This is a genomic window from Anaerolineales bacterium, assembly GCA_015075625.1.
In the GTDB taxonomy this organism is placed as follows: domain Bacteria; phylum Chloroflexota; class Anaerolineae; order Aggregatilineales; family UBA2796; genus UBA2796.
In genome coordinates, this window is sequence record JABTTZ010000003.1 from 14,611 (window position 1) to 33,831 (window position 19,221).

At 56.6% G+C, this 19,221-nt stretch carries 18 protein-coding genes; 11 read left to right on the forward strand and 7 right to left on the reverse strand.

Features of this window, described 5'->3' with window-relative positions:
* Positions 1–2 precede the first annotated feature (2 nt).
* From HS103_14230 to HS103_14250, 5 genes are all read right to left on the reverse strand, one after another.
* Entirely contained in the window at positions 3–1,073 is a 1,071-nt protein-coding gene (locus tag HS103_14230; protein MBE7513956.1) for a magnesium chelatase, read from the reverse strand.
* A 172-nt stretch (positions 1,074–1,245) separates the two neighbouring features.
* Positions 1,246–1,797, reverse strand: coding sequence for a hypothetical protein (locus HS103_14235; GenBank protein ID MBE7513957.1), 552 nt, complete (start codon positions 1,795–1,797; stop codon positions 1,246–1,248).
* A gap of 71 nt (positions 1,798–1,868) precedes the next feature.
* Positions 1,869–2,393, reverse strand: a complete 525-nt coding sequence (locus HS103_14240) for a DinB family protein (GenBank protein MBE7513958.1) — start codon at positions 2,391–2,393, stop codon at positions 1,869–1,871.
* 128 nt (positions 2,394–2,521) lie between these two features.
* The gene (locus HS103_14245) at positions 2,522–4,366 is read right to left on the reverse strand and encodes a DUF3352 domain-containing protein (GenBank protein MBE7513959.1); all 1,845 of its coding nucleotides are present in this window, start codon (positions 4,364–4,366) and stop codon (positions 2,522–2,524) included.
* A gap of 183 nt (positions 4,367–4,549) precedes the next feature.
* Positions 4,550–5,860, reverse strand: a complete 1,311-nt coding sequence (locus tag HS103_14250; protein MBE7513960.1) for an insulinase family protein — start codon at positions 5,858–5,860, stop codon at positions 4,550–4,552.
* A 420-nt stretch (positions 5,861–6,280) separates the two neighbouring features.
* On the opposite strand from HS103_14250, the gene HS103_14255 reads away from it, so the two are divergent.
* From HS103_14255 to HS103_14275, 5 genes are all read left to right on the forward strand, one after another.
* Positions 6,281–7,261 (forward strand): zinc ABC transporter substrate-binding protein, encoded by a 981-nt coding sequence (locus HS103_14255; GenBank protein MBE7513961.1) that lies wholly within the window; start codon positions 6,281–6,283, stop codon positions 7,259–7,261.
* A gap of 32 nt (positions 7,262–7,293) precedes the next feature.
* A complete protein-coding gene (locus tag HS103_14260; GenBank protein ID MBE7513962.1) occupies positions 7,294–8,091 on the forward strand; it encodes a metal ABC transporter ATP-binding protein in 798 nt (265 codons plus the stop codon).
* Between the two features lie 39 nt (positions 8,092–8,130).
* On the forward strand, positions 8,131–8,997 hold the full coding sequence (locus HS103_14265) for a metal ABC transporter permease (GenBank protein MBE7513963.1): 867 nt from the start codon (positions 8,131–8,133) through the stop codon (positions 8,995–8,997).
* 345 nt (positions 8,998–9,342) lie between these two features.
* Complete coding sequence (locus HS103_14270) at positions 9,343–9,780, forward strand: hypothetical protein (GenBank protein MBE7513964.1); 438 nt, start codon at positions 9,343–9,345, stop codon at positions 9,778–9,780.
* A gap of 58 nt (positions 9,781–9,838) precedes the next feature.
* Positions 9,839–11,056, forward strand: a complete 1,218-nt coding sequence (locus tag HS103_14275; GenBank protein ID MBE7513965.1) for a metal ABC transporter permease — start codon at positions 9,839–9,841, stop codon at positions 11,054–11,056.
* On the opposite strand, the gene HS103_14280 is transcribed toward HS103_14275, so the two are convergent.
* Positions 11,004–11,999: a hypothetical protein gene (locus HS103_14280; GenBank protein ID MBE7513966.1), complete on the reverse strand. Its 996-nt coding sequence runs from the start codon at positions 11,997–11,999 to the stop codon at positions 11,004–11,006. The genes HS103_14275 and HS103_14280 overlap by 53 nt on opposite strands.
* 506 nt (positions 12,000–12,505) lie before the next feature.
* Between HS103_14280 and HS103_14285 the strand changes: the two genes are divergently transcribed.
* From HS103_14285 to HS103_14310, 6 genes are all read left to right on the forward strand, one after another.
* Entirely contained in the window at positions 12,506–12,655 is a 150-nt protein-coding gene (locus HS103_14285; protein MBE7513967.1) for a hypothetical protein, read from the forward strand.
* Positions 12,652–12,789 (forward strand): hypothetical protein, encoded by a 138-nt coding sequence (locus HS103_14290; protein MBE7513968.1) that lies wholly within the window; start codon positions 12,652–12,654, stop codon positions 12,787–12,789. The genes HS103_14285 and HS103_14290 overlap by 4 nt, the downstream gene beginning before the upstream one ends.
* A gap of 28 nt (positions 12,790–12,817) precedes the next feature.
* Positions 12,818–13,756 (forward strand): permease, encoded by a 939-nt coding sequence (locus tag HS103_14295; protein MBE7513969.1) that lies wholly within the window; start codon positions 12,818–12,820, stop codon positions 13,754–13,756.
* 627 nt (positions 13,757–14,383) lie between these two features.
* Positions 14,384–14,785, forward strand: a complete 402-nt coding sequence (locus HS103_14300; GenBank protein MBE7513970.1) for a hypothetical protein — start codon at positions 14,384–14,386, stop codon at positions 14,783–14,785.
* Between the two features lie 3 nt (positions 14,786–14,788).
* The gene (locus tag HS103_14305; protein ID MBE7513971.1) at positions 14,789–15,901 is read left to right on the forward strand and encodes an aldo/keto reductase; all 1,113 of its coding nucleotides are present in this window, start codon (positions 14,789–14,791) and stop codon (positions 15,899–15,901) included.
* An 82-nt stretch (positions 15,902–15,983) separates the two neighbouring features.
* Positions 15,984–16,652, forward strand: coding sequence for a helix-turn-helix transcriptional regulator (locus HS103_14310; protein MBE7513972.1), 669 nt, complete (start codon positions 15,984–15,986; stop codon positions 16,650–16,652).
* A gap of 10 nt (positions 16,653–16,662) precedes the next feature.
* Here the strand turns inward: HS103_14310 and HS103_14315 are convergent, their stop codons facing one another.
* Positions 16,663–18,972, reverse strand: coding sequence for a sigma-70 family RNA polymerase sigma factor (locus HS103_14315; GenBank protein ID MBE7513973.1), 2,310 nt, complete (start codon positions 18,970–18,972; stop codon positions 16,663–16,665).
* Between the last annotated feature and the right edge of the window lie 249 nt (positions 18,973–19,221).

Sequence of the window (19,221 nt, forward strand, 5' to 3'; positions counted from 1 at the left end):
GGTTATGCCGTATCTCCCTGTAAGATGGTGTCGATCTGCGTTCGGATCAGGGCATCTTCTGCCCGCTGCTGCTCGGAAAATTCCACCATATATTGGCTGCGGCGCAGCCGCAGGGCAAGCGGCGCTACGGCACGAACATCGGCAATCGTCGCCTCCGTCCGCCCATCCGCCGCAGCATAGGCGCGGGCTGCCTCCAACATGACATACTCGGCGCGGTGGCTGTCAATATCAAGGCGACGGACGAGTTCCAAACCCAAATCAAGGGCGTCGGTGGTCAGTTCCACCTCTTTGAGCAGGTCACGTGCCACGCCAATTTCCTCACGGGCGTTCACCGTCGCCGCCGCCCAATCCTTGATGAACGTGCGCGGATTCGTCCGGTAGGCGCGAACACGCTGGTAGATCTCCAGGCGTTCCTCGCGGTTCATCAACCCCCGCACGACAACGCGCAGCCCAAAGCGATCCATCAACTGTGGGCGCAGCGCCCCTTCTTCGGGGTTCATCGAGCCGATCAGGACGAATCGCGAACGGTATGTTCCGGCAATCGCGCCCCGCCGCACGGTGTATGATCCCGCCGCTGCCGCATCCAAAATGGCGTCTACGATGGGGTCTTCAAGCAGATTTACCTCGTCCACGTAGAGAAGGTTTTGGTCGGCGCGGGCGAGAATTCCTCGCTCCAAGCGCACCTTTTGCTGTTGGACGGCGATGCGTTCATTCACCCCCCCAACCACATCGTCAATACGGGCATTCAGGGGCAGTTCCAACATCTGCACAGCCCCCCAGCGGGTGATCGACTCTTGCGCCCGAATTTTCTTTAAGCAGCTTGCGCAAATGCCCGCTGCTCCCTCCCGTGCGTAATCGTCGGGGAGGCAGCCTTGCCCTTCTTCGCAGGCGCTCACTTCAACATCGGGGAGAAGTGTCGTCAGGGCGCGGACGGCAGTCGTCTTACCTGTTCCTCGCGGTCCGATCAGTAAGACGCCGCTCACCGCCGGATTGATCACCGTCAGCAGCAGGGCGATGCGCATTTCGACCTGTCCGACCAGCGCCATAAAGGGAAAGGGGAGGTTATCTGCCAACCCTAAATCAGCCGATTTTCCTGAGAGAATCGCCCGCGCCCCGGATGTGCTTAACAGCCGCAGCAGCATCGAGGGAAGGTGTCCCTCCGGCGGGCGTTCTGGATCAATCGGGGGAAGGGCGTTTTCGCCTTGGGCGGGTAGGTCGGTCATGAAATGTCCCTTGATTCGGCGCTTAGGTGGGGATAATGCCGTGTCCCGCCAGCCATTTTACGGCGCGGGCAGTGATCCGCTCATCGCGGAACGCCAACCATGCCTTCAACAGCATTCGGTCTCGGCTCAGAATCGCCTTATAACGGCTTAATGTACCACCACCCGCGAAACACGCCTCTAGATTTTCTTGGATTTCTGTATCACTGACGTGATCGAGGAAGGCGGACATATCTTGAATATCACCGACGGGGTTTGTGCCGGGAATCAGGATATAACGCCCATCGGCGTCGGGATTGGTCATGCGTGCCACATCGCGGAAGGCATTTTGCAGCAGGTAGGGAATGTTTTGGGCAGACATGGCAGCATCCATGCCTTCCGGTGTGTGCGCTTCAGGGGTGGTCAGGGTCTCGGCAAAGTAATCAAACTGGCGCCGCACATCGCTGGTGATCAAGATGATCTCGCCCGTTTCGCCATCAAGGTAATGCTGCCCATGATCGGGTGACGTCTCGCAGGCAAGGCGCAAATAGGCAAGGTCGATGGGAAGCTGACGTTTTGGGTTAGATGCGTTCATCACAAAAAACTATAGCAACTCTTGGTCATGCTTGCCACGCGCTTATGATCACGGTGTCTTATGTAGGGGCTTGTCTACTTGCTATCTGTCGGTGTTTTCTCTTGTTCTAGAAGGTAAAAAACCAAATCATGCTCCACCGTTGGGGCGGTAAAGTGGGTGTGGATCATGGCGAGGATTTGTGAGCGGTGATCCGTCGCATGGTTTGCCAGATGGAGCAAAAGGGCGTAACGCGGATGGCGTTCAGCAATGCCACGATGGGGGAGATTCCAATCGATCACCGCATTGAGGGCTGTCTCGTCAAGGGCGTTGATGTAGGTCAACACATCGGCGCGTATCTGCTCGTAGTGTGCGCTTACCGCAGCTTTTGTAGAGAAGTCGCCATACTTAATCTGGTCGGGAAGGGGGGTGCCGGGTTGAAGGCGGGCAACCCACCGCCGCTCAGCGCTCATCAGATGGACAACATGGTTACGGATAGAGCCGATGGAATAGGGGAGGTCTTCGACAAACTGTGCATCCGTCAGGGAGAGAATACAGTCCCACACCTTGTCAAAAGCGGCATAGGTGTAGCCAAAGAGTAAGCGGATCGCTTCAGGAGTCATGGGCGTGGTCAATCCTCATACAGGGCAACGTGACAAACCTGAATCCAGCCTGACGAGGATAATACCCTAAACGGGTCGGGGCGGCTAGGGAAAGCCGCCCGACAAAAAACGCCTTGTGCTATGGTTGACTACTTCAGAGTAAGGGTGAAACGGGAGAGCGAGACGCCTTCTTTCGAGTACGTTCCCGATATGGTGGCATGGGTAAATTCGCCAAAGACGCCCCGCACGATGCCATAAAGCTGTTCTACTTGGGCAGCGGCTTCCGCTTGCCTCGCGGTGCGCGTCGCCTCGTAGTTGGGGGTGGGCTGCGGTGTGGTAGACATGGGCGGAAACGGCGTCATCGGCGGTATGCTGAATGACAAAAATGCGCTGGCGTAAGTGGTTGTGATCAAACTTAGCGCATCCCACCCGTTTTCCCCTATATAGAGGACTTGCGTTGGGTTAGCGACCATGACCTTTGCGGCGGCGGCATAGGTGGCTGAGCCATCTAGCCCCGGCACCCCGCTGAAGACACCCTCAACGGCTTTGCGCGTCCCCACGACAAAGACCTGATCATTGGCGGCGATGAGCAGTTCAACCGGCTCGGCAAGGGTGGGGGCGGTGAAGGTGAGAGTCACTGCCGGAATCGCACCATTGATCTGTTCACGGCTGACGGTCACGGGAGAATTCGGGGCGGGACGATCTGACGCCTTCACCAACAAATCGCCAATAACCTTTGCCATGTTCTTTGCTTTTTCGGGATCAGCGCTGGTATCGATCACGATCCCAACATTGAGCGCCTTCAGGGAGACGGGTTCTTGTTTCACACCCTGAAGGAGCATATTCGGGGCGGTGGAATCGTAGCTGAGGAAGATTGCCGTGTCCTTTTGCATCCACCCCATAATATCCGTTGCCAGATCAAGCCCTGTTGCCTCCCGCACGCTGTCGGTAAGCTGGCGCATCATCCGTTCGCGTTGGTCAGGGGGAAGTTGGCTTTCCAAGAGGGCAAGAGCCGCTTCATATAACTGATTGAGGTCAGCGATCTGTATCAACATGCCGGCATCTTGCGGGATATGTTTCAGGAAACTGGTCTGGACGGGCGTGGTGTAAGGGAGGACGAGTCCGGTGCGCTTCCCTATATCAAGGTCATAGGTTTGGGCGAAATCGAGCGCCAGCGTTTTGCCATCAGAAAGCAGCGTCCCCCCAATGGTGATCGCTTCCAAAGAGGCAATGATCGGCTGATCAAAGGGATTCCCCGCACCTGTGCCGCCCATCCCACCCATGCTCTGTTTTAAGGTGCTGAAGATCGTCCCCATATCAAGATAAGCATAGAGGTTGTACTCGGCTTCGGGGAGTTCGCCCGCGGCCCGTATGTAACGGCTTAAACTCGTCAGCGCCTCGCCCTTCCCAAGCGGGACAGCTACCTGAGCCTCACTCCCGAAGATGAGCGCCGTATCCCCTACAAGGATGTAGTAAGGGGTGTTTATCCGCACGACAAAGGCGGTGTAATCGCCCATCGTCAGGCGTTCTACAGAGGGAACATCCTTCAGAATCAGGGTGATAAATGCCTCCGCTTTGGCGCGGTCTGTCACCTCGGCAGCAAAGGTGAAGATCGTCGTCTGATCGACATTGCGCCCCATCAGCCGCGAGGCAGAAAGACCAATGGCAACCCGTGACCCTAGCCACGAGCGGACTTCTTTCTCGAAATCGAGGCGAAAGGCAGCGCCAAAGAGGTCATGCAGCCCCTTGCGCAAAAATGATTCGGGAAGTTGAACGCCGGGAATTTTCGCGGCGAGACGACTGATTAATGCCTCCAATGTGGCAAGATAGGCATCATCGGTGCGAATGCTGAGAAAGACATCGGTGTTGGCGGGCATGTAAGCCGCCAGTTTGTCCGCCTCACGGCTTTGGGCGGCGGTAGAGTTAAATGGTAGCGTGGTTAGGGTGAGGGCGGCAATGAGTAGGATCATAAACAAACGTCGAATCAAGGGCATCAGATCATTCTCCTCAGGGGTTTTCCTTACCCGTAAAGTATAGCCAAGCTAGGGTGGTAAATCACCATGACAAGCGTGGAAATGCTTTCAACACGAATCCTCACCCCGACACGGTGTGCCTTCGTTTTTAAGCCCCGGCGGGGTGGGTATGCCTAGCGCGGCAGCTTCCGCCCTGCGCCGTGCTTAGGCGATCTCCTCAAGGGCGCTTTCATCGATCTGATCATCAGCGTTCGTCGGGATAAAATAGCCCACTGTGCGCTGTGAGGGGCGAAGGTATTTTTGGGCAGCGCGGTGAACATCGTCAAGGGTGATTGTCAGCAAACGTTCCCCGGCGCGTTCGTGCCATTGAGGATCGCCTGCCACATGCTCAAAATACGCCATCTTGAACGCCTGATTGGTGATCGACTCTTTGTTATAGGCAAGTAGCGCCCGAATCTGTTTTCGAGCGCGATCTAGTTCGGCTTGGGTCAGTTCCCCACGAAGCGCCCCGTCAATAACGCCGTAGATCGCCGTCTCCACCTCCTCTAGAGTGCGCCCCTCGCGAGCGGTAGCGCTGAAGGAGTACATGTAAGGATCATGTGTTTCGTTCAGCCCCGTCCCCACGCTCACGGCGATCTCGGTTTTTACTAATGCCTGATACAATCGCGCTGTTCGCCCTCCTGCTGAGCCGCCACCCGGAATACTTGCCCCGTCCAAAATGGCGTCCAGCATAAGCAAATGCAGCCAATCGGGGTCGGTCACTGCCGGAGCGCGGTAGGCAATCATCAGGGCATGGGTGGGACCGGGGCGCTCCACACGAAGACGCCGTTCGCCTTGCTGTGGTGGCTCTGGGCGGGCAAAAAGGCTAGGACGTTCCCCACCGGGCAGCCCCTCGTAGAGTTCACGGATACGCGCCGCCATGGCTTCCGATTCAAAATCTCCGGCAATCCCGATAATGGCATTCGCTGGCGTGTAGTGCCGCCGATAGTGGTTGTAGAGATCGTCCCGCGTCATCGTCAGCAGGTCGTGCGTGTCACCAATGATCTTATGACGGTAGCCATGCACGCGGAACATTGCCCCGTGAACGTCCTCCGTGAGCCAAAACCAATGGCTGTTCTCGCTTCCGCGCCGCTCGGAAAGAATCACGGTGCGTTCTGATTCAACGTCCTCTGGATGGAAGGTGGCGTTCACCATCCGGTCTGCCTCAGCCCGCAGGGCAAGGTCGATGCGCTCGGCGGGCATGGTTTCATAGTAGGCGGTGTAATCATAGGATGTTTGGGCGTTCCATTCGCCCCCTTCGCGGTCAATAGCGGCGTCAAGGTACCCCGCCGGAAACTGCTCTGTCCCTTTGAACAGCATGTGTTCCACCCAGTGTGAGACGCCCGTTAAGCCAGTCGGTTCGTTCCGGCTGCCAATGCGGTAAAGAACCCAAAAACTGATCACGGGGGCGGTGTGCATCGGCTTCAGCAGCACCGTTAGCCCATTGCTGAGGATGATTTTTTGGAGGTCTGACATGAAAACGGCAATGCCTTGTAGGTTGTTAGGCGATTTGTTCATTGTAACAGGATCAGCCCTTGCCCTGTAGGGACATGCCGCAGCGCGTCCACCTAGCCACCCCTATCCCCCCTACCCCCTTTCGGCGTAGATAGGGAAAGGAGGAGAGATTCCCTTTCTCTATTTACGGGGTGGGGGTTAGGGCTTCCAAGCCCGGAAGAGGTGGCTACTCATAGCCCAACGTTAAACGTCGGGCGCTCACGGGCGGCGCTGGGCGCAATGCCTTGCGCCCCTACGGGGAGGCAGCGCTCACATGTCAAATCCGAATGTACGGGCGGGCGCTCAGCCCTTTTGTGGGTTTCCCCTCTTGACACGATCTCATCTTTGGTGTACATTATGATCAATAATTAGGTTAGCCTAAATTTCAATTTGAGGAAAGCCATGAGATACCGTATCGCCCTCACCCTTATCATCCTTATCAGTGTGGCGTTTTCGCCCACAGGCTATAGCCGTGCCGAGCGTGGGACGATGTTAAGGGTCGTCGCCACAACGACGCAAGCAGCTGACGCTGTGCGTATTTTGGCGGGGGATCGTGTCCACCTGACGGCGCTCATGGGGGCAGGCGTTGATCCGCATCTCTACAAGCCCACCGAGGCAGACATTGCAGCAATGAACCAAGCCGACCTCGTGATCTACAGCGGACTTCATCTGGAAGGGCAGTTTGATGAGGTGTTCAAGGCTCTCGGCGAGCGGGATATTCGCACCTACGCGGCGGCGACGCCTGTCTTGGAGGCGGGGTTCGTTATGGAGGTGGCAAGTGGCGCTCATGATCCCCACTTCTGGTTTGATCCGCTGAACTGGGCGATGGCAGTCGATGGAATCGCCGCCGTACTTGGCGAAAGCGACCCGCCCAACGCTGCCTTCTATCGGACAAATGCCGACGCTTACATTCGCCATTTGGAGGCGCTCTCGGCGTGGGGAGTGGAGGCAATGAGCGTCGTCCCCGCCGAACACCGTATTCTGGTCACCTCGCACGATGCCTTTCAGTACTTTGCTGCCGCTTTTGGGTGGAAAGTGGGTGCGATTCAAGGGATCAGCACAGTCACTGAGGCAAGCGTTGCCGATATTCAAAAGGTGGCAAAGGCAGTCATTGCCGCGCAGATTCCGGTAATTTTTGTCGAGTCCAGCGTTCCCAAGCGGACGGTGGAGGCAGTGGTTGAGGCATGTAAGGCGCAGGGCGTCTCCGTGCAAATGGGTATCCGCGAACTCTATTCGGATGCGATGGACGCGCCGGGGAAGTATGGTGGGACGTACATCGGGATGCTGACGCACAACATTTTGACCATCGTGAAATCGTTTGGGTACGATGTACCATCCTTCCCGCAGACGCTTCTGCCGCAGCCGCCTCCCGAATTACTGTAAGGCACGATCTCACGAAGGAAGTGATTTTAACCATGACGGCAACGACACCGCTGATTGCTTTTGAAACCCACGATCTCACCGTCGCTTATCCGAACCAAGAGCAGCCCGCCCTTTGGGGGGCAACACTGCGCATCCCAGAGGGCGTCCTCATGGCGATTGTCGGACCGAACGGCGCAGGCAAAAGCACCCTGATCAAAGCAGCGCTGAACATCCTCCACCCCACAGCGGGCGAGGCACGGTTTTACGGAAAACCCTACCGCGAGGCACGCAGCCTGGTTGGCTATGTCCCCCAGCGGGGGAGTGTCGATTGGGACTTCCCGACCACTGTCCTTGATGTGGCAATGATGGGTATTTATGGGCGGCTTGGCTGGCTGCGACGCCCGGGCAAAGCTGAACGCCAACAAGGGATGGACGCCCTGCAACAAGTGGGTATGGCAGAGTTTGCCGGACGGCAGATTGGACAGCTTTCCGGCGGACAGCAGCAACGGACGTTTTTGGCGCGGGCGCTTGTTCAGGATGCCTCAATTTACTTTATGGATGAGCCATTCGCGGCGGTGGATGCCGTCACTGAACGAGCGATTGTTGCCCTTCTGCGCGAACTGCGCTCACGCGGGCGAACGGTCATCGTCGTTCACCACGATCTGAGTACCGTGAAAGAGTACTTCGATTGGGTAACGCTTCTCAACGTTGAGGTCATCGCCAGCGGCGCGGTGGGAACAACCTTTACCGAGGCGAATCTGAACCATACCTATGGGGGGCGAGTTGTCATCGGTGGTGGAACATCGCCGCGCCCATTGGGCGGGGCAGGTTTGGCAGCTGCTACCTCATAAGGGGCAGCAAGGGATACGCCATTCAAAGGCAGATTGACGATGATTGAACTCGATTACACTCTCCTGATCGTTGCCCTCGGCGGGGCGCTTCTCGGCGCGTTGAGCGGTGTCCTCGGCACATTCGCCGTCCTGCGTGGGCAAGCCCTCCTCGGTGATATGCTCTCTCATGCGGCGCTGCCCGGGGTTTGCCTCGCGTTTTTGATTGCCGGACGCTCTCCTCTCGCCCTTTTACTTGGCGCGGGGATCGCCGCGTGGCTTGGGGCGCAGCTTGTCAGCGCGATCACCGATACAACGCGCATCAAAGCCGATGCCGCCATTGGGATCGTCCTTGCCTCGTTCTTCGCCTTAGGGATTGCCTTGCTGTCTTCTATTCAAAAACGCGATGATGCCGCCCAAGCCGGTTTGGATAAATTCATCTTTGGGCAGGCAGCGGCAATGTCCGCCAGCGATATTCTCCTGATCGTCCTTGCCGGCGGGGTGATTCTGCTCAGCATCATCGCCTTTTGGAAGGAATTCAAACTGATCACCTTTGATCCCGAATTCGCCGGGGCAAATGGCTATCCGGTGCGGTTCTTTAAGGCGCTTTTGGCAACGCTGATCGCGGCGGGCATCGTCTTAGGGCTGCAATTGGCGGGCGTCATTCTCATGGTAGGCTTGCTCGTCGCTCCAGCGGCGGCAGCACGGCAGTGGGTGAAATCGCTGGCAGGGATGGCCCTTTTAGCGGCGTGCTTTGGCGGATTTTCTGGCGCGGCGGGGGCATTTCTCAGCAGCATAGAGCGCGGCTTGCCAACAGGTCCACTGATCATCGTTGTGGCGTCGGCGTTGGTGGGGGTGTCGCTTTTGGTTGCCCCCGAACGGGGCATTCTTGCCGTAATGCGCGGGACAAGCCGAACAAAGGCGAGCTAACCGACTTGTCCACTGCACAGCTAGGGTATGTTGACAGTGTAATCCCAGTGATCTCGCCGCTAAAGGAGCGGGTTGAAAGCAGCCACCTCTTCGGGGTTTGAAAAGCCTGCCTCCACCCCGTAAACAGGGAGAGGGGAGAAATTCTGCGGGCGAGGGGGTGAAGGGGAAGCCCCCTCAAAACCTCTTTTCCCCCTCTCCCTGAGGGAGAGCGGGTACACGCCGAAGGCGGGTCGCAGGGGGATGAGGGCAAGAGCGTATCTATTGTTATAAAAAGCAAACATTCCAAATCTAAAACGTGGATTACAGTTGGCAAAGAGATGATCTCTATAAAATGAGGAGTCTTTCATGGCTAACCATAACGATGATCCGCAAGATCCACAACTGAAGACAACGGAAGGGTTGATTGTTAGCACCGTTAATGATATCCATATCCTAAATATCACAAACCTGCGCCGCGAGACGGTGGATGTGCTTTTAGATATTATTGCCCTTCAAAACAAAACGGCACGGGAGACGCACAGCCATCTGAGGCGGCTGTTCATTTTAAAGGGCATCTTCCCGACACCTTATTTTACAACACGAGTGCTGCGCGATCCGCAGAAATACCAAGCCCCGCCACATTCTTCCAACGCGGTGGTGACGAATGATGGGTTGATGTGGCGTGTGGTGCGCGGGTTGATCGGCAAATTGGATACGAGCGCTGACTCGACAACACACATGGTGGGCAACGAAGCGGAAGCCTACGCATGGTTGGATGCGCGACACAAAACATTAGGCACTTAGGGGGTTAGCCGCGTTTCAGCCGCTGCCCCCCTACAGGGATGATTTGGAGGGCAACACCGTGAACGCACTTGAGCGTTTGATCATTAATATTCTTCTGCGCTTTTTCAGCGCCGATCAGGTGAATACGTACTTTGCCGATCCGCGCAACACGGCGATCCTCGTTGGCTCGCTGGTGGCGGTGGCGGCGGCGGTGCTGGGCGTTCTGCTCTTGCTGCGCAAAATGACCCTCGTCAGCGATGCGATCAGTCACAGCGTCCTGTTTGGCATTGTCGTCGCTTTCCTCGTCATGATCGCCTTTGGCGCAGAGCCAGAATTATCCTCGCCATGGCTCATTGTGGGAGCAGCCCTCGCTGGTATTCTGACGGTGACGCTTACCGAGGCACTGGCGCGGACAAAACGGGTCAACGTGGAGACGGCGTTGGGGTTGGTCTTCCCCCTTCTGTTTGCCCTCGCCGTGATCATGGTGGGGCGCTACATCCCCAACGTCCATCTTGATGCTGATGCGGTGATGATCGGGGAAATTGGCGTGGCATGGGCGAACACAAACTCCCACTGTCTGACAGCCTGTGACTCCGTGACAATCACGGCGGAAGACCCTCGCGCCAGCGTTGGACGGCGCTGTGTGAACTGCACCCCCGGTGGGATCACCCCTCGCGACCCTCGCGCCGAATTCGAGACAACCTGCGCCAACTGTGGGACGTATAGCGCGGCGGAAGCCTGGCGTCTGCGCCTGATCGACACCTCGCCAACGCTTGTGTTCTTCCCCCGCGCCGTAATGCCTATCGGCATGGCAGCCTTAGCCAACTGTCTGTTCGTCCTCATCCTCTACAAGGAATTAAAACTGGCAACCTTTGACAGCGCGTTGGCGGCGGCATTAGGCTTTCGCCCCGGCACCTTGACCCTCACCCTGATGGGCTTGGTCAGCCTGACGGCGGTCACCGCCTTCAATGCGGTGGGGGCGGTGTTGGTGGTCGCCTTTTTCATCCTCCCTGCTGCCGCCACATACCTTTTGACGGATCGTTTATGGCGGATGGTTGTGTTCGCCCCGCTGTTTGGCATTGTCGGCGTTGTCCTCGGTTACGAGGCGGCGCGGGCGCTGAATCTCTCCATCTCCGCTTCGATGGTCGTCGCCCAATTTGCCCTGTTCCTTGTTGTGTGGTTCGTCTCGCCCCGCTATGGACTCATTGCCGAACGCCTCCGGCGGGAGGCGCGGCGACGTGGTATTAAGGCGCGGTTGGCGGCACGAGCAGCGGCGTCAGGGGAGTCAGTGGGGTGAGTGGTTCGCCGCCTGGGAGGGCGTAGCGGTAGACGACATTCGCCGCGCCCACAACGGCAATCTCATCGCCATCAGGACGGATTGCTGCCAGACGGGGAAGATCGCCATCGGGAAGGGCAATGGTGAGGTCGAATTCTGCCTCCCGCCCATCCCAAACCACAACGAGTCCGCTTTCGTCCATGCTGATTGCCTCGCCATCCTTAAAACCGACGGCGAGGATGCGCCGCGTGTGCTTGCGCAGAGAGCCTTCTGGGGCGCCGTTTGCCTGATAGGTGCGCACGATGCCATCGGCGCTCCCCGTGATGTACCGCTCGCCGTCTGTCTGCCACGCACCAGCATAGACACGAGCGATGTTTGTTTGCGGATTTGTATACCCTTCCCCTGTTGCCCCATTCCAGAGCAGGGCGCGGTTATCGGCGGCAATGGTCAGAATACGATCCCCGCCGGGCTGCCAAAACGCCCCCAACCCCCGCGCCTGATGCTTAAAATTATCGGCGAGGAGGTTTCCCGTAAGGGCATCATAGAGGCGCATCCGCCAATCATCGCCAATGGTTGCCACACGGTTCGCCCCGCCCCACGCCGCACCATTCACCGCCCCCACAGCCCCCCGCAAAACAAGAAGGCGAGTCTGGGTTGGAATATCCCACAGGCTGATGATCCCATCGTAACGGGCGAGGGCGATCCCCGTCCCCCCAAGCTGCCAGCCAATGGCGCTGATACCCCCCACATCAAGGATCGTTTCGTGGAGGGTGATCGGCGTGTTCAGATTCTCTCGATCATAGAGAACCGCCTCGTGAATCGTCCCTACGGCAAGATGCGTCCCATCGGGAGACCAAGCAAGGGAACGAATTTGGTTGGGGGGAATTTGCGCCCTTACCGGTGCAACGATCAGCACATTGATGACTGTGAGGGCAAGGGCGAATGTCAAACGAAGCAGTGGCATGGCTCTCTCTAGGTTCTGTTGACAGTGAGCGCCCGCCGCTAAAGCAGCGGGCTGAAAGTAGCCACCCCTTCGGGGCTTGGAAACCCTACCCCCCACCCCGTAAACAGAGAGGGAATCTCTCCCCCTTTCCCCGTAGGCAGGGAAAGGGGGTAGGGGGAATAGGGTGGCGCTACCCTCTTACCTTCCTTATCTTACATCCTGAAGGTCTTTCTCGCTTGTAATTGGGCGTTGATCACGAAAGGCATTCTATGAATCCCTATCCCTCCTAGCTCCTCACCGTTAACGGCGAGGGGAAACGCCTTTACCCCCTTTCCCCGCACACAGAGAAAGGGGATGAGTTTTTTGAAACAGGTTCTAAACTTCTTATGAAGGTCTCTTGCTTTTCTTTCCTTTGTGGGGTTAGCCTATCACGTCGCTTGGTTGTATTTGTGTGAAAGACCCCTACATGTGGCACATGGGATAGACTGTGAGCGCTCGTTTTTCTGATCGGTTTGATGTGGACTCTTTTGACCGCCTTACGGTGCGTCTTTCTTGCCGATAGCAAGCGGGCAATTCTCACCCGCCGCCCGCCTCCGCCGCCCGCCAGCGAAACGCCGATGATCACGGGGTTGTTGTCTATGAATTGGACTTGGAAAAACGGCAAGGTCGCCCGTTGATTGATGATCCCCTCTACAACAACCGCCTTGTCCGCCTTAGCCCACTAGGGGATCAGCTTGTGTTGCAGCGGAACGCGCTGCGGCGGGCGGGCAAGTTGAGGCTACTTGCCGAGGCGGGAACGCAGCCGAAATGAATACCGTAGGGAGTAAAAGGCATACCTCATGGACATTGCCACCCAACTTCAGTTATTTACGACGCGCTTCCTCGGCATTTTTATCGAGGCGGTGTCGTTTTTGCTGCTTGGCACGCTTGTTTCGGGGCTGATCGAGGTCTTTGTCCGCCAAGAGGATATGCTCCGTCTGCTGCCGCGCCGCCGCCTTCCAGCAATCTTGACCGGGGCGTGTTTGGGGTTTCTGTTTCCGGTGTGCGAGTGCGGCGTTGTTCCCGTTGCGCGGCGGCTTTACCAAAAAGGGCTGCCGCCCGCTGTGGGAATCACGTTTCTGCTTGCCGCACCGGTGATGAACCCGATTGTCCTCGCCAGCACGTTCAGCGCCTTTGGATGGGGAACGGTGCTTGTCGGGCGCTATGTGATCACGATGCTCATTGCCGTGAGTGTGGGCTTGCTGTTCAGCCTGCAAAGCAAGCCGCAGCGGATGCTTGCCCCCCAAGCCTATGCCACCTTAGCACGCGGCGGCGGGGGCGATCCGGCGGACGCGCCGACAAGCAGCCGCGAGTCACTTCTCGCGGCTTTGCTGCGGGCGTTACGCTTGGCGGGGGACGAGTTTTTCGATGTGGGGCGCTATTTGGTCATTGGCTGCGCCCTTGCTGCGGGGATGCAAATCTTCATCCCCCAAGAGACGCTGCGGACGATCAGCGCCGATCCGGTGGTCTCGGTGTTTGTCATGGCGCTACTGGCGTTTGTTCTTTCGGTGTGCAGCACAACAGATGCGATTATCGCGCTGAGTTTTGCCAACCCCGCGACAGGTTTCACGACGGGATCGATCCTAACCTTTTTGACCTTTGGTCCGATGGTAGACATCAAAAGTTTGCTGATGTACCTGAGCGTCTATAGGCGGCGGACGGTCATTTACATGGCGATGTTACCCCTTTTGATCGCCGTGTTCATCGGGATTTGGCTCAATTTGAATGTGCGGTTTTGAAGGGTAGAGGAGGAGGAATGGACTCTGTGGGAAGCACAGCCTCCCACCCACCCTTGTTTGAAAGGCATAGTTTGTGGTGGTACTTAAGCACCGCCACAGTGAACAGGCGGTATAGCGCATGATCCCGCCGCTAAAAGGCTTGCCCGGTAATAGTCCATCAGGAAGGTAACCACAGAAAGAGACAACCCTCATCCCCCTGCCCCCTTCTCCCTGTGGGAGAAGGGGGCATCACGTTTTCGAGAGGGCTTCCCCCTCACCTGCAAAATATCTCCCCTTTCCCTGTCTACGGGGAAAGACGACTGCTGCGCAGTAACCGGGGGATAGGGATTCTTTAGAAATTTTCTTGACGGACTACTAGATTGTGTTGACAGGGTAATTCCCGTAGGGACGCAAGGCATTGCGCCCATTGCCATCCGTGAGCGCCCGCCGCTAAAGCAGCGGGCTGAAAGCAGCCACCCCTTCGGGGCTTGAAAGGCAAGTTTGCACAGGTTGTGCGACCTTCTTCACCACAAACGGCTTTTGTGATGGTACTTAGATTAGACAGGAAAACGCCCTGCCCCTATTCTTTTTGCCGTCCCTTGCTATAGTCTATAGGGCTATAGACGTTTACAAAGATACCTAAAGGCAATGGCAGATCAACCAAACCCCGAATCGTCCCCATCGGGTAATCTTCAAGGCGTTTATGTGGATCGCCTTTTCACCGTGCGGGTGACGGTGGCAAGCCTCATTGTCGGCATCTTCGGTGCGGCGTTGGCGGCATGGGTGCTGCTCAGTTTTCTGCGTCCGGGGGAGGCAGACCCCAACCAGCCAGGCACGCCAGCATGGTCGGTAACACAGATTGTCTTGCCCCTGACGTTTATTGTCAGCGGGGGAATTCTGTTTTGGGCAGTGTTCAACCTCCCCGTGCGCATCGCCAAACGGCGAGGTGTGGTGCTTGACCCCGATATTTTCCCATGGACGGGGGCGGTTTTGGTTGGGGTTATTGTGGCGATTGGTTTTGTGATTGGGATGCTCACCGGAAGGATTTGAGAGGTGATCTCAGGACGGGCAACGACAGAAGGAACGCGGCGTTTCGCGGACCGACAAGGGGCGGCACGGGCAAGTAACTATCGCCAAGCCGTCGATGGCTTATGGCTTTCTTCGCTTGGCGTGGGGACATATCTGGGCGACCCTGATAACCTCACGGATGCGCACTATACAAGGGCATTTCAAGAAGCCTTAGAACGCGGGGGGAATGTCTTTGATACGGCGATCAATTACCGCTTTCAGCGCAGTGAGCGGGCGCTTGGGCTGTGGCTGGCGGAGGCGATCAGCATCGGAGAAATTCGCCGTGATGAGATAGTCATTGGCACGAAGGGGGGGTTTGTCCCTTACGACACAGAGATGCCCGCCGATCCACGCCGGTGGGTGGCAGAGCGATTTTTGGATACGAAACTGGCAAAACCACACGAATTTGCCGCCCGCTACCAACACTGCCTTGCGCCCGCTTATCTGGAAATGATGCTGACGTGGAGTCGTCGCAACTTGGGGCTGGAAACGATTGATATCTACTACATCCATAACCCCGAAACGCAGTCGATTGCGCTGAGTCAGGAAACCTTTGAGGCGCGGCTGCTGGATGCCTTTGAGACGCTGGAACTGGCGGTAGAGCGAGGGGACATTGGCAGCTATGGCTTGGCGACGTGGACGGCGTTTCGCGCCCTTCCCAACGACCCCGCCTACCTCTCCCTGACGGCGCTGGTCAGTTTGGCGACACAGGTTGCCGGGCAAAACCATAACCTGCGCTACCTGCAACTGCCTTACAACTTGTTTATGACCGAGGCTTTTGCCTTCGAGAACCAACAGGTGGGCGAGCGTTTCATGAGCGCCATTGACGCCGCCAACGATCTGGGACTGACGGTGGTGTGCAGCGCGTCGCTGATGCAAGGGCGCTTGGCGCTGCCGATGATGCCCGAACTGGTTGACCACCTCCCCGGCTTAGCAACAGACGCACAGCGAGCGATTCAGTTTGTCCGTTCCAGCCCGGGCGTCACAACAGCGTTGATCGGGATGAAATCGGATGTCCATGTGCGGGAAAACCTTGCCCTGACGGAGATTCCACTCGTTGATGGGGAGATTATTCGGGGCTTGTACGGACGAGAGTAGCAGGTAAAAATAATCCACCTGACATGTTCTACAAATGGAATATACTTTGTGCAATAGTTAGCGGCTTGCACGGACTGTACCCATGCTGCGTTATGTGTTGCTCGGCGCGTTGAGCTACCAACCGCTGACGGGCTACCAGTTGAAACAGTTTGTCGATTCTTCGGCAAAACACTTCTGGTATGCCCAAGTCAGCCAAATTTACCGAACCCTTGATGGGTTGGAAAAAGAAGGCTTTCTGCGTTCAGAAATTGAAACGCAAGAGGATCGCCCGGATCGCCGCCTATACCACCTGACGCCTGCCGGACGTGCCGACCTCTTGGCGTGGTTAGCACAGCCCATGACGGAGATTGAGACAGAGAAAGACACACTGCTGGTGCGGTTGTTTTTCTCGGCGCTGATCGACAAAACGACCCTGCTCACCCAACTTCGCCTCCAACGCACACTCCGCCAGCAGCAACTCACCCTCTACCAGACAGAGATTCTTGAACAAATTAGATTAGGCATGGAACGCCGCCCCGACTTGAAACGGGATGCGCTACTCTGGGATGCCGCCCCCTTGCCCTCGGAGAAAGAGGTGGAACTGGTGATCGGGATGCAACCGACCTCGGCGCTCATCCGACGCGGGCATTGTTTGCGGGTGGCGCATGCTGGCGCGGACAAGGATACCTTTGCCCGAATTCCGGCGGTGGGAACACCCCAATGGAAGGTGCGGCGGGCGTCCCAGATTCGGCTGCCGGTTGTCCCACGTTAGCTGCCGCAGATTATGGGATGAGCCAATCGAAATCATCCTGCGTCAGATCGTTTAGCGCATCATCATCGATAACCAGTTGGTCTGGGGTGTGTTCAGCCTGTGGTGGATCAAACGGGCGGGAGGGGTCGAGCCAGTCGTCAAAATCATCCTCCGCTGTGTCGGCTAGGACATCCTCAACTGCCGCTGTGTCGTCGGGTTCAGGCTGAAGCGGATCAGTGGGGTGGGAAGGTGGAACAAGCCAGTCAAGATCATCCTCATCAGCGCTTAACTCCGTTAAGCCATTATCAAGGGCGAATTTATCTAGGGTGTGTTCAGACTGCGGGGGATCAAAGGGACGGGAGGGGTCGAGCCAGTCATCAAAATCATCCTCCATCTCGCCGGCTAGGGCATCCCCAACGGCGAATTCGTTCGGGGTAAGTTCGCCTTGCATTAGATCAAGCGAGAGCGAGTCGAGCGCGAGCCAATCAAACGCATCTCCGGTCATGTCGATGATCGGATCATCGGTTGCTACCTGATCGAGGCGGCGATCTTGTGGGCGCTCTAGCGCGTGGTCAGGCTGTGGTGGCGGCGTGAGTATCCGATTTCCGTGCTTATCAATGTAGAATCGTTCATCGCTATGCTGCGCTAAGCCAAAAATCCCATTTCCGTAGTTACGGAACGACGATCCATAGAAAAGTACCCGATAGACTTGTCCTGAATTGAAGTGTGGCACACGTCCCAACCGCTGGACAATCGTGTCGTAGAGGATTCCGTAGTGGGCTGGATGCCCGATATTCTCCAGTACATTGGTAAGTAAATTTTTCATGGAATCAGGTAACGGGCGAGATGAGCGGCGGTTTTGCCCTCGTGCATCTTCTACATAACGCCTGATGAGTTGATCAACAAGGCGTCGTTCAGCACCACGTTCATCCTCATAATCTGCCGCAATGAGATCGTATTCGTGAAGACCGTGCGAAAGCTGTTGGGAAAGCCTTTCTAAAGCGCGAACCAGAGGGGCATTCTTGGGGGGATCAAAAGCACCCTTTATTCTGCTGTTTATTCTGCTGTGTTCTAACGCTCTGTAGAGTTTGGTTTTTAGTTTCACCTCAATTTGACGGATACGCTCACGGGTGACACCTAGCCTTTCCCCAACTTCTTCTAGGGTGAGCGCGGGATGATCGTTCAATCCAAAGCGCAAGCTGAGGATGCGTTGTGCGCGTTGATCCAGATGTCGCTGGCTAAGGCGTTGAAGTGCCTCCTTCAGCCAAGCGATATCGGCGAGGTCTTCTAAGGAGGCATCAACGATGAGATCAGGCAGAGGAATTTTGTTCCCACCCTGTTTATAGTTCGGAAGGCGGTCTCGCTCAAGGGAGAGGGGGGGGTCAAAGAGGGCGTAAAAAAGCTGGGCGAGTTTTTCGTTCGCTTGCGCCTGTTTTTTTTCGTTGCGGCGTTCCTTCGTCTCCGATTCTGGGTAATCATGATCGACGTTGGATGGTGTATTTTTCTTCTGCCCAAGAATCACCTGAATGTCAGCCATACTGGGGGATCGTCCATAGCGACTGCGAAAGGCAGTGACACTCTGATGGAGGATGCGAAATTTTTCAAAGAGGTGGATAGGAATACGGATTATTCCGTGTTGATCGGCAGTGGCGCGGGCAATCCGTTGGTGTATCCACGTTGCCGCATAGAGTTGAAAGTGAGCGCCAACATATTCTTTGAATGTCTCGGTTGCCCGCCACAACCCCCAAATGCCCTCTTGCACAAGGTCAAGGTAAGGCAGCCCCCGCCCAATGTAGCTGCGGGCGACCTTCACCACATACCGGAGCGTCCCCTCTACAAGGCGTTTTTGTGCCTCATCCGCCTCGACAAGGCGTTCACGGATATAAGCATCTGCCTGATCGTCGGCGGGAGTATCAAGGCGACGCAGGGCGGGCGGCAAGAGGGAGATGAGATAAAAACAACGCCACCCTTGCTCGATAAAGGCGGCTTGCCCCGCGTCGGAAAGATCGGTGTAGCGACCAAAGAGGTGTGACAATGCTGAGGGCGCAGCGTGTGTGGGCGTATTGAAGAAGGGGTCAATGTCGTTCGCCAGTACGCCTAAATCAAGGGAGGGTTGTCCAAACTGGGCGGCGGTTTGATTGATCTGCTGATAAGCGATTTTCGCTTGGTGGAGAACGGCGTTTGAATCGATTGCATCTGTCGGTTTCCGGTTAGATTCATCCGCTCCACGAATGACCATCTTCCATTGGACGCGCCGAATAAGGGGGGCGTAATCTTCACGTCCGCGAATGATGGGAATCGCGGCAAGGTCTTGGAAAAATAGTTTTAATAGATTGGGCATGAGGAGTTGAGGTGTAAAATGATATTTACACCACTATAACATGAAATGGTCGTGATTCGTGCGGCGGTTAGGTCGTTGGGCTGAAACCAACTAACCCTTCGGGGCTTGAAAGGTATCATCCTCTCGGGATGCGGATAGGGCATCCCTACCCTATGCCGAGAGGCAATCAGGTATCTTGCATTTGCAGACGGGCGGCGCTCATGCCGACAACGGCGATCAGGGCGGCGATGATCGCCATGAGAATATAGA

Excerpts from the sequence above, each read along its gene's own strand:
- HS103_14250 (MBE7513960.1), bottom strand. The coding sequence starts at position 5,860 with ATGTCAGACCTCCAAAAAATCATCCTCAGCAATGGGCTAACGGTGCTG.
- HS103_14300 (MBE7513970.1), top strand. The coding sequence starts at position 14,384 with ATGGCAGATCAACCAAACCCCGAATCGTCCCCATCGGGTAATCTTCAA.
- HS103_14265 (MBE7513963.1), top strand. The coding sequence starts at position 8,131 with ATGATTGAACTCGATTACACTCTCCTGATCGTTGCCCTCGGCGGGGCG.
- HS103_14240 (MBE7513958.1), bottom strand. The coding sequence starts at position 2,393 with ATGACTCCTGAAGCGATCCGCTTACTCTTTGGCTACACCTATGCCGCT.
- HS103_14315 (MBE7513973.1), bottom strand. The coding sequence starts at position 18,972 with ATGCCCAATCTATTAAAACTATTTTTCCAAGACCTTGCCGCGATTCCC.
- HS103_14295 (MBE7513969.1), top strand. The coding sequence starts at position 12,818 with ATGGACATTGCCACCCAACTTCAGTTATTTACGACGCGCTTCCTCGGC.
- HS103_14310 (MBE7513972.1), top strand. The coding sequence starts at position 15,984 with ATGCTGCGTTATGTGTTGCTCGGCGCGTTGAGCTACCAACCGCTGACG.
- HS103_14270 (MBE7513964.1), top strand. The coding sequence starts at position 9,343 with ATGGCTAACCATAACGATGATCCGCAAGATCCACAACTGAAGACAACG.
- HS103_14280 (MBE7513966.1), bottom strand. The coding sequence starts at position 11,999 with ATGCCACTGCTTCGTTTGACATTCGCCCTTGCCCTCACAGTCATCAAT.
- HS103_14245 (MBE7513959.1), bottom strand. The coding sequence starts at position 4,366 with ATGCCCTTGATTCGACGTTTGTTTATGATCCTACTCATTGCCGCCCTC.
- HS103_14255 (MBE7513961.1), top strand. The coding sequence starts at position 6,281 with ATGAGATACCGTATCGCCCTCACCCTTATCATCCTTATCAGTGTGGCG.
- HS103_14260 (MBE7513962.1), top strand. The coding sequence starts at position 7,294 with ATGACGGCAACGACACCGCTGATTGCTTTTGAAACCCACGATCTCACC.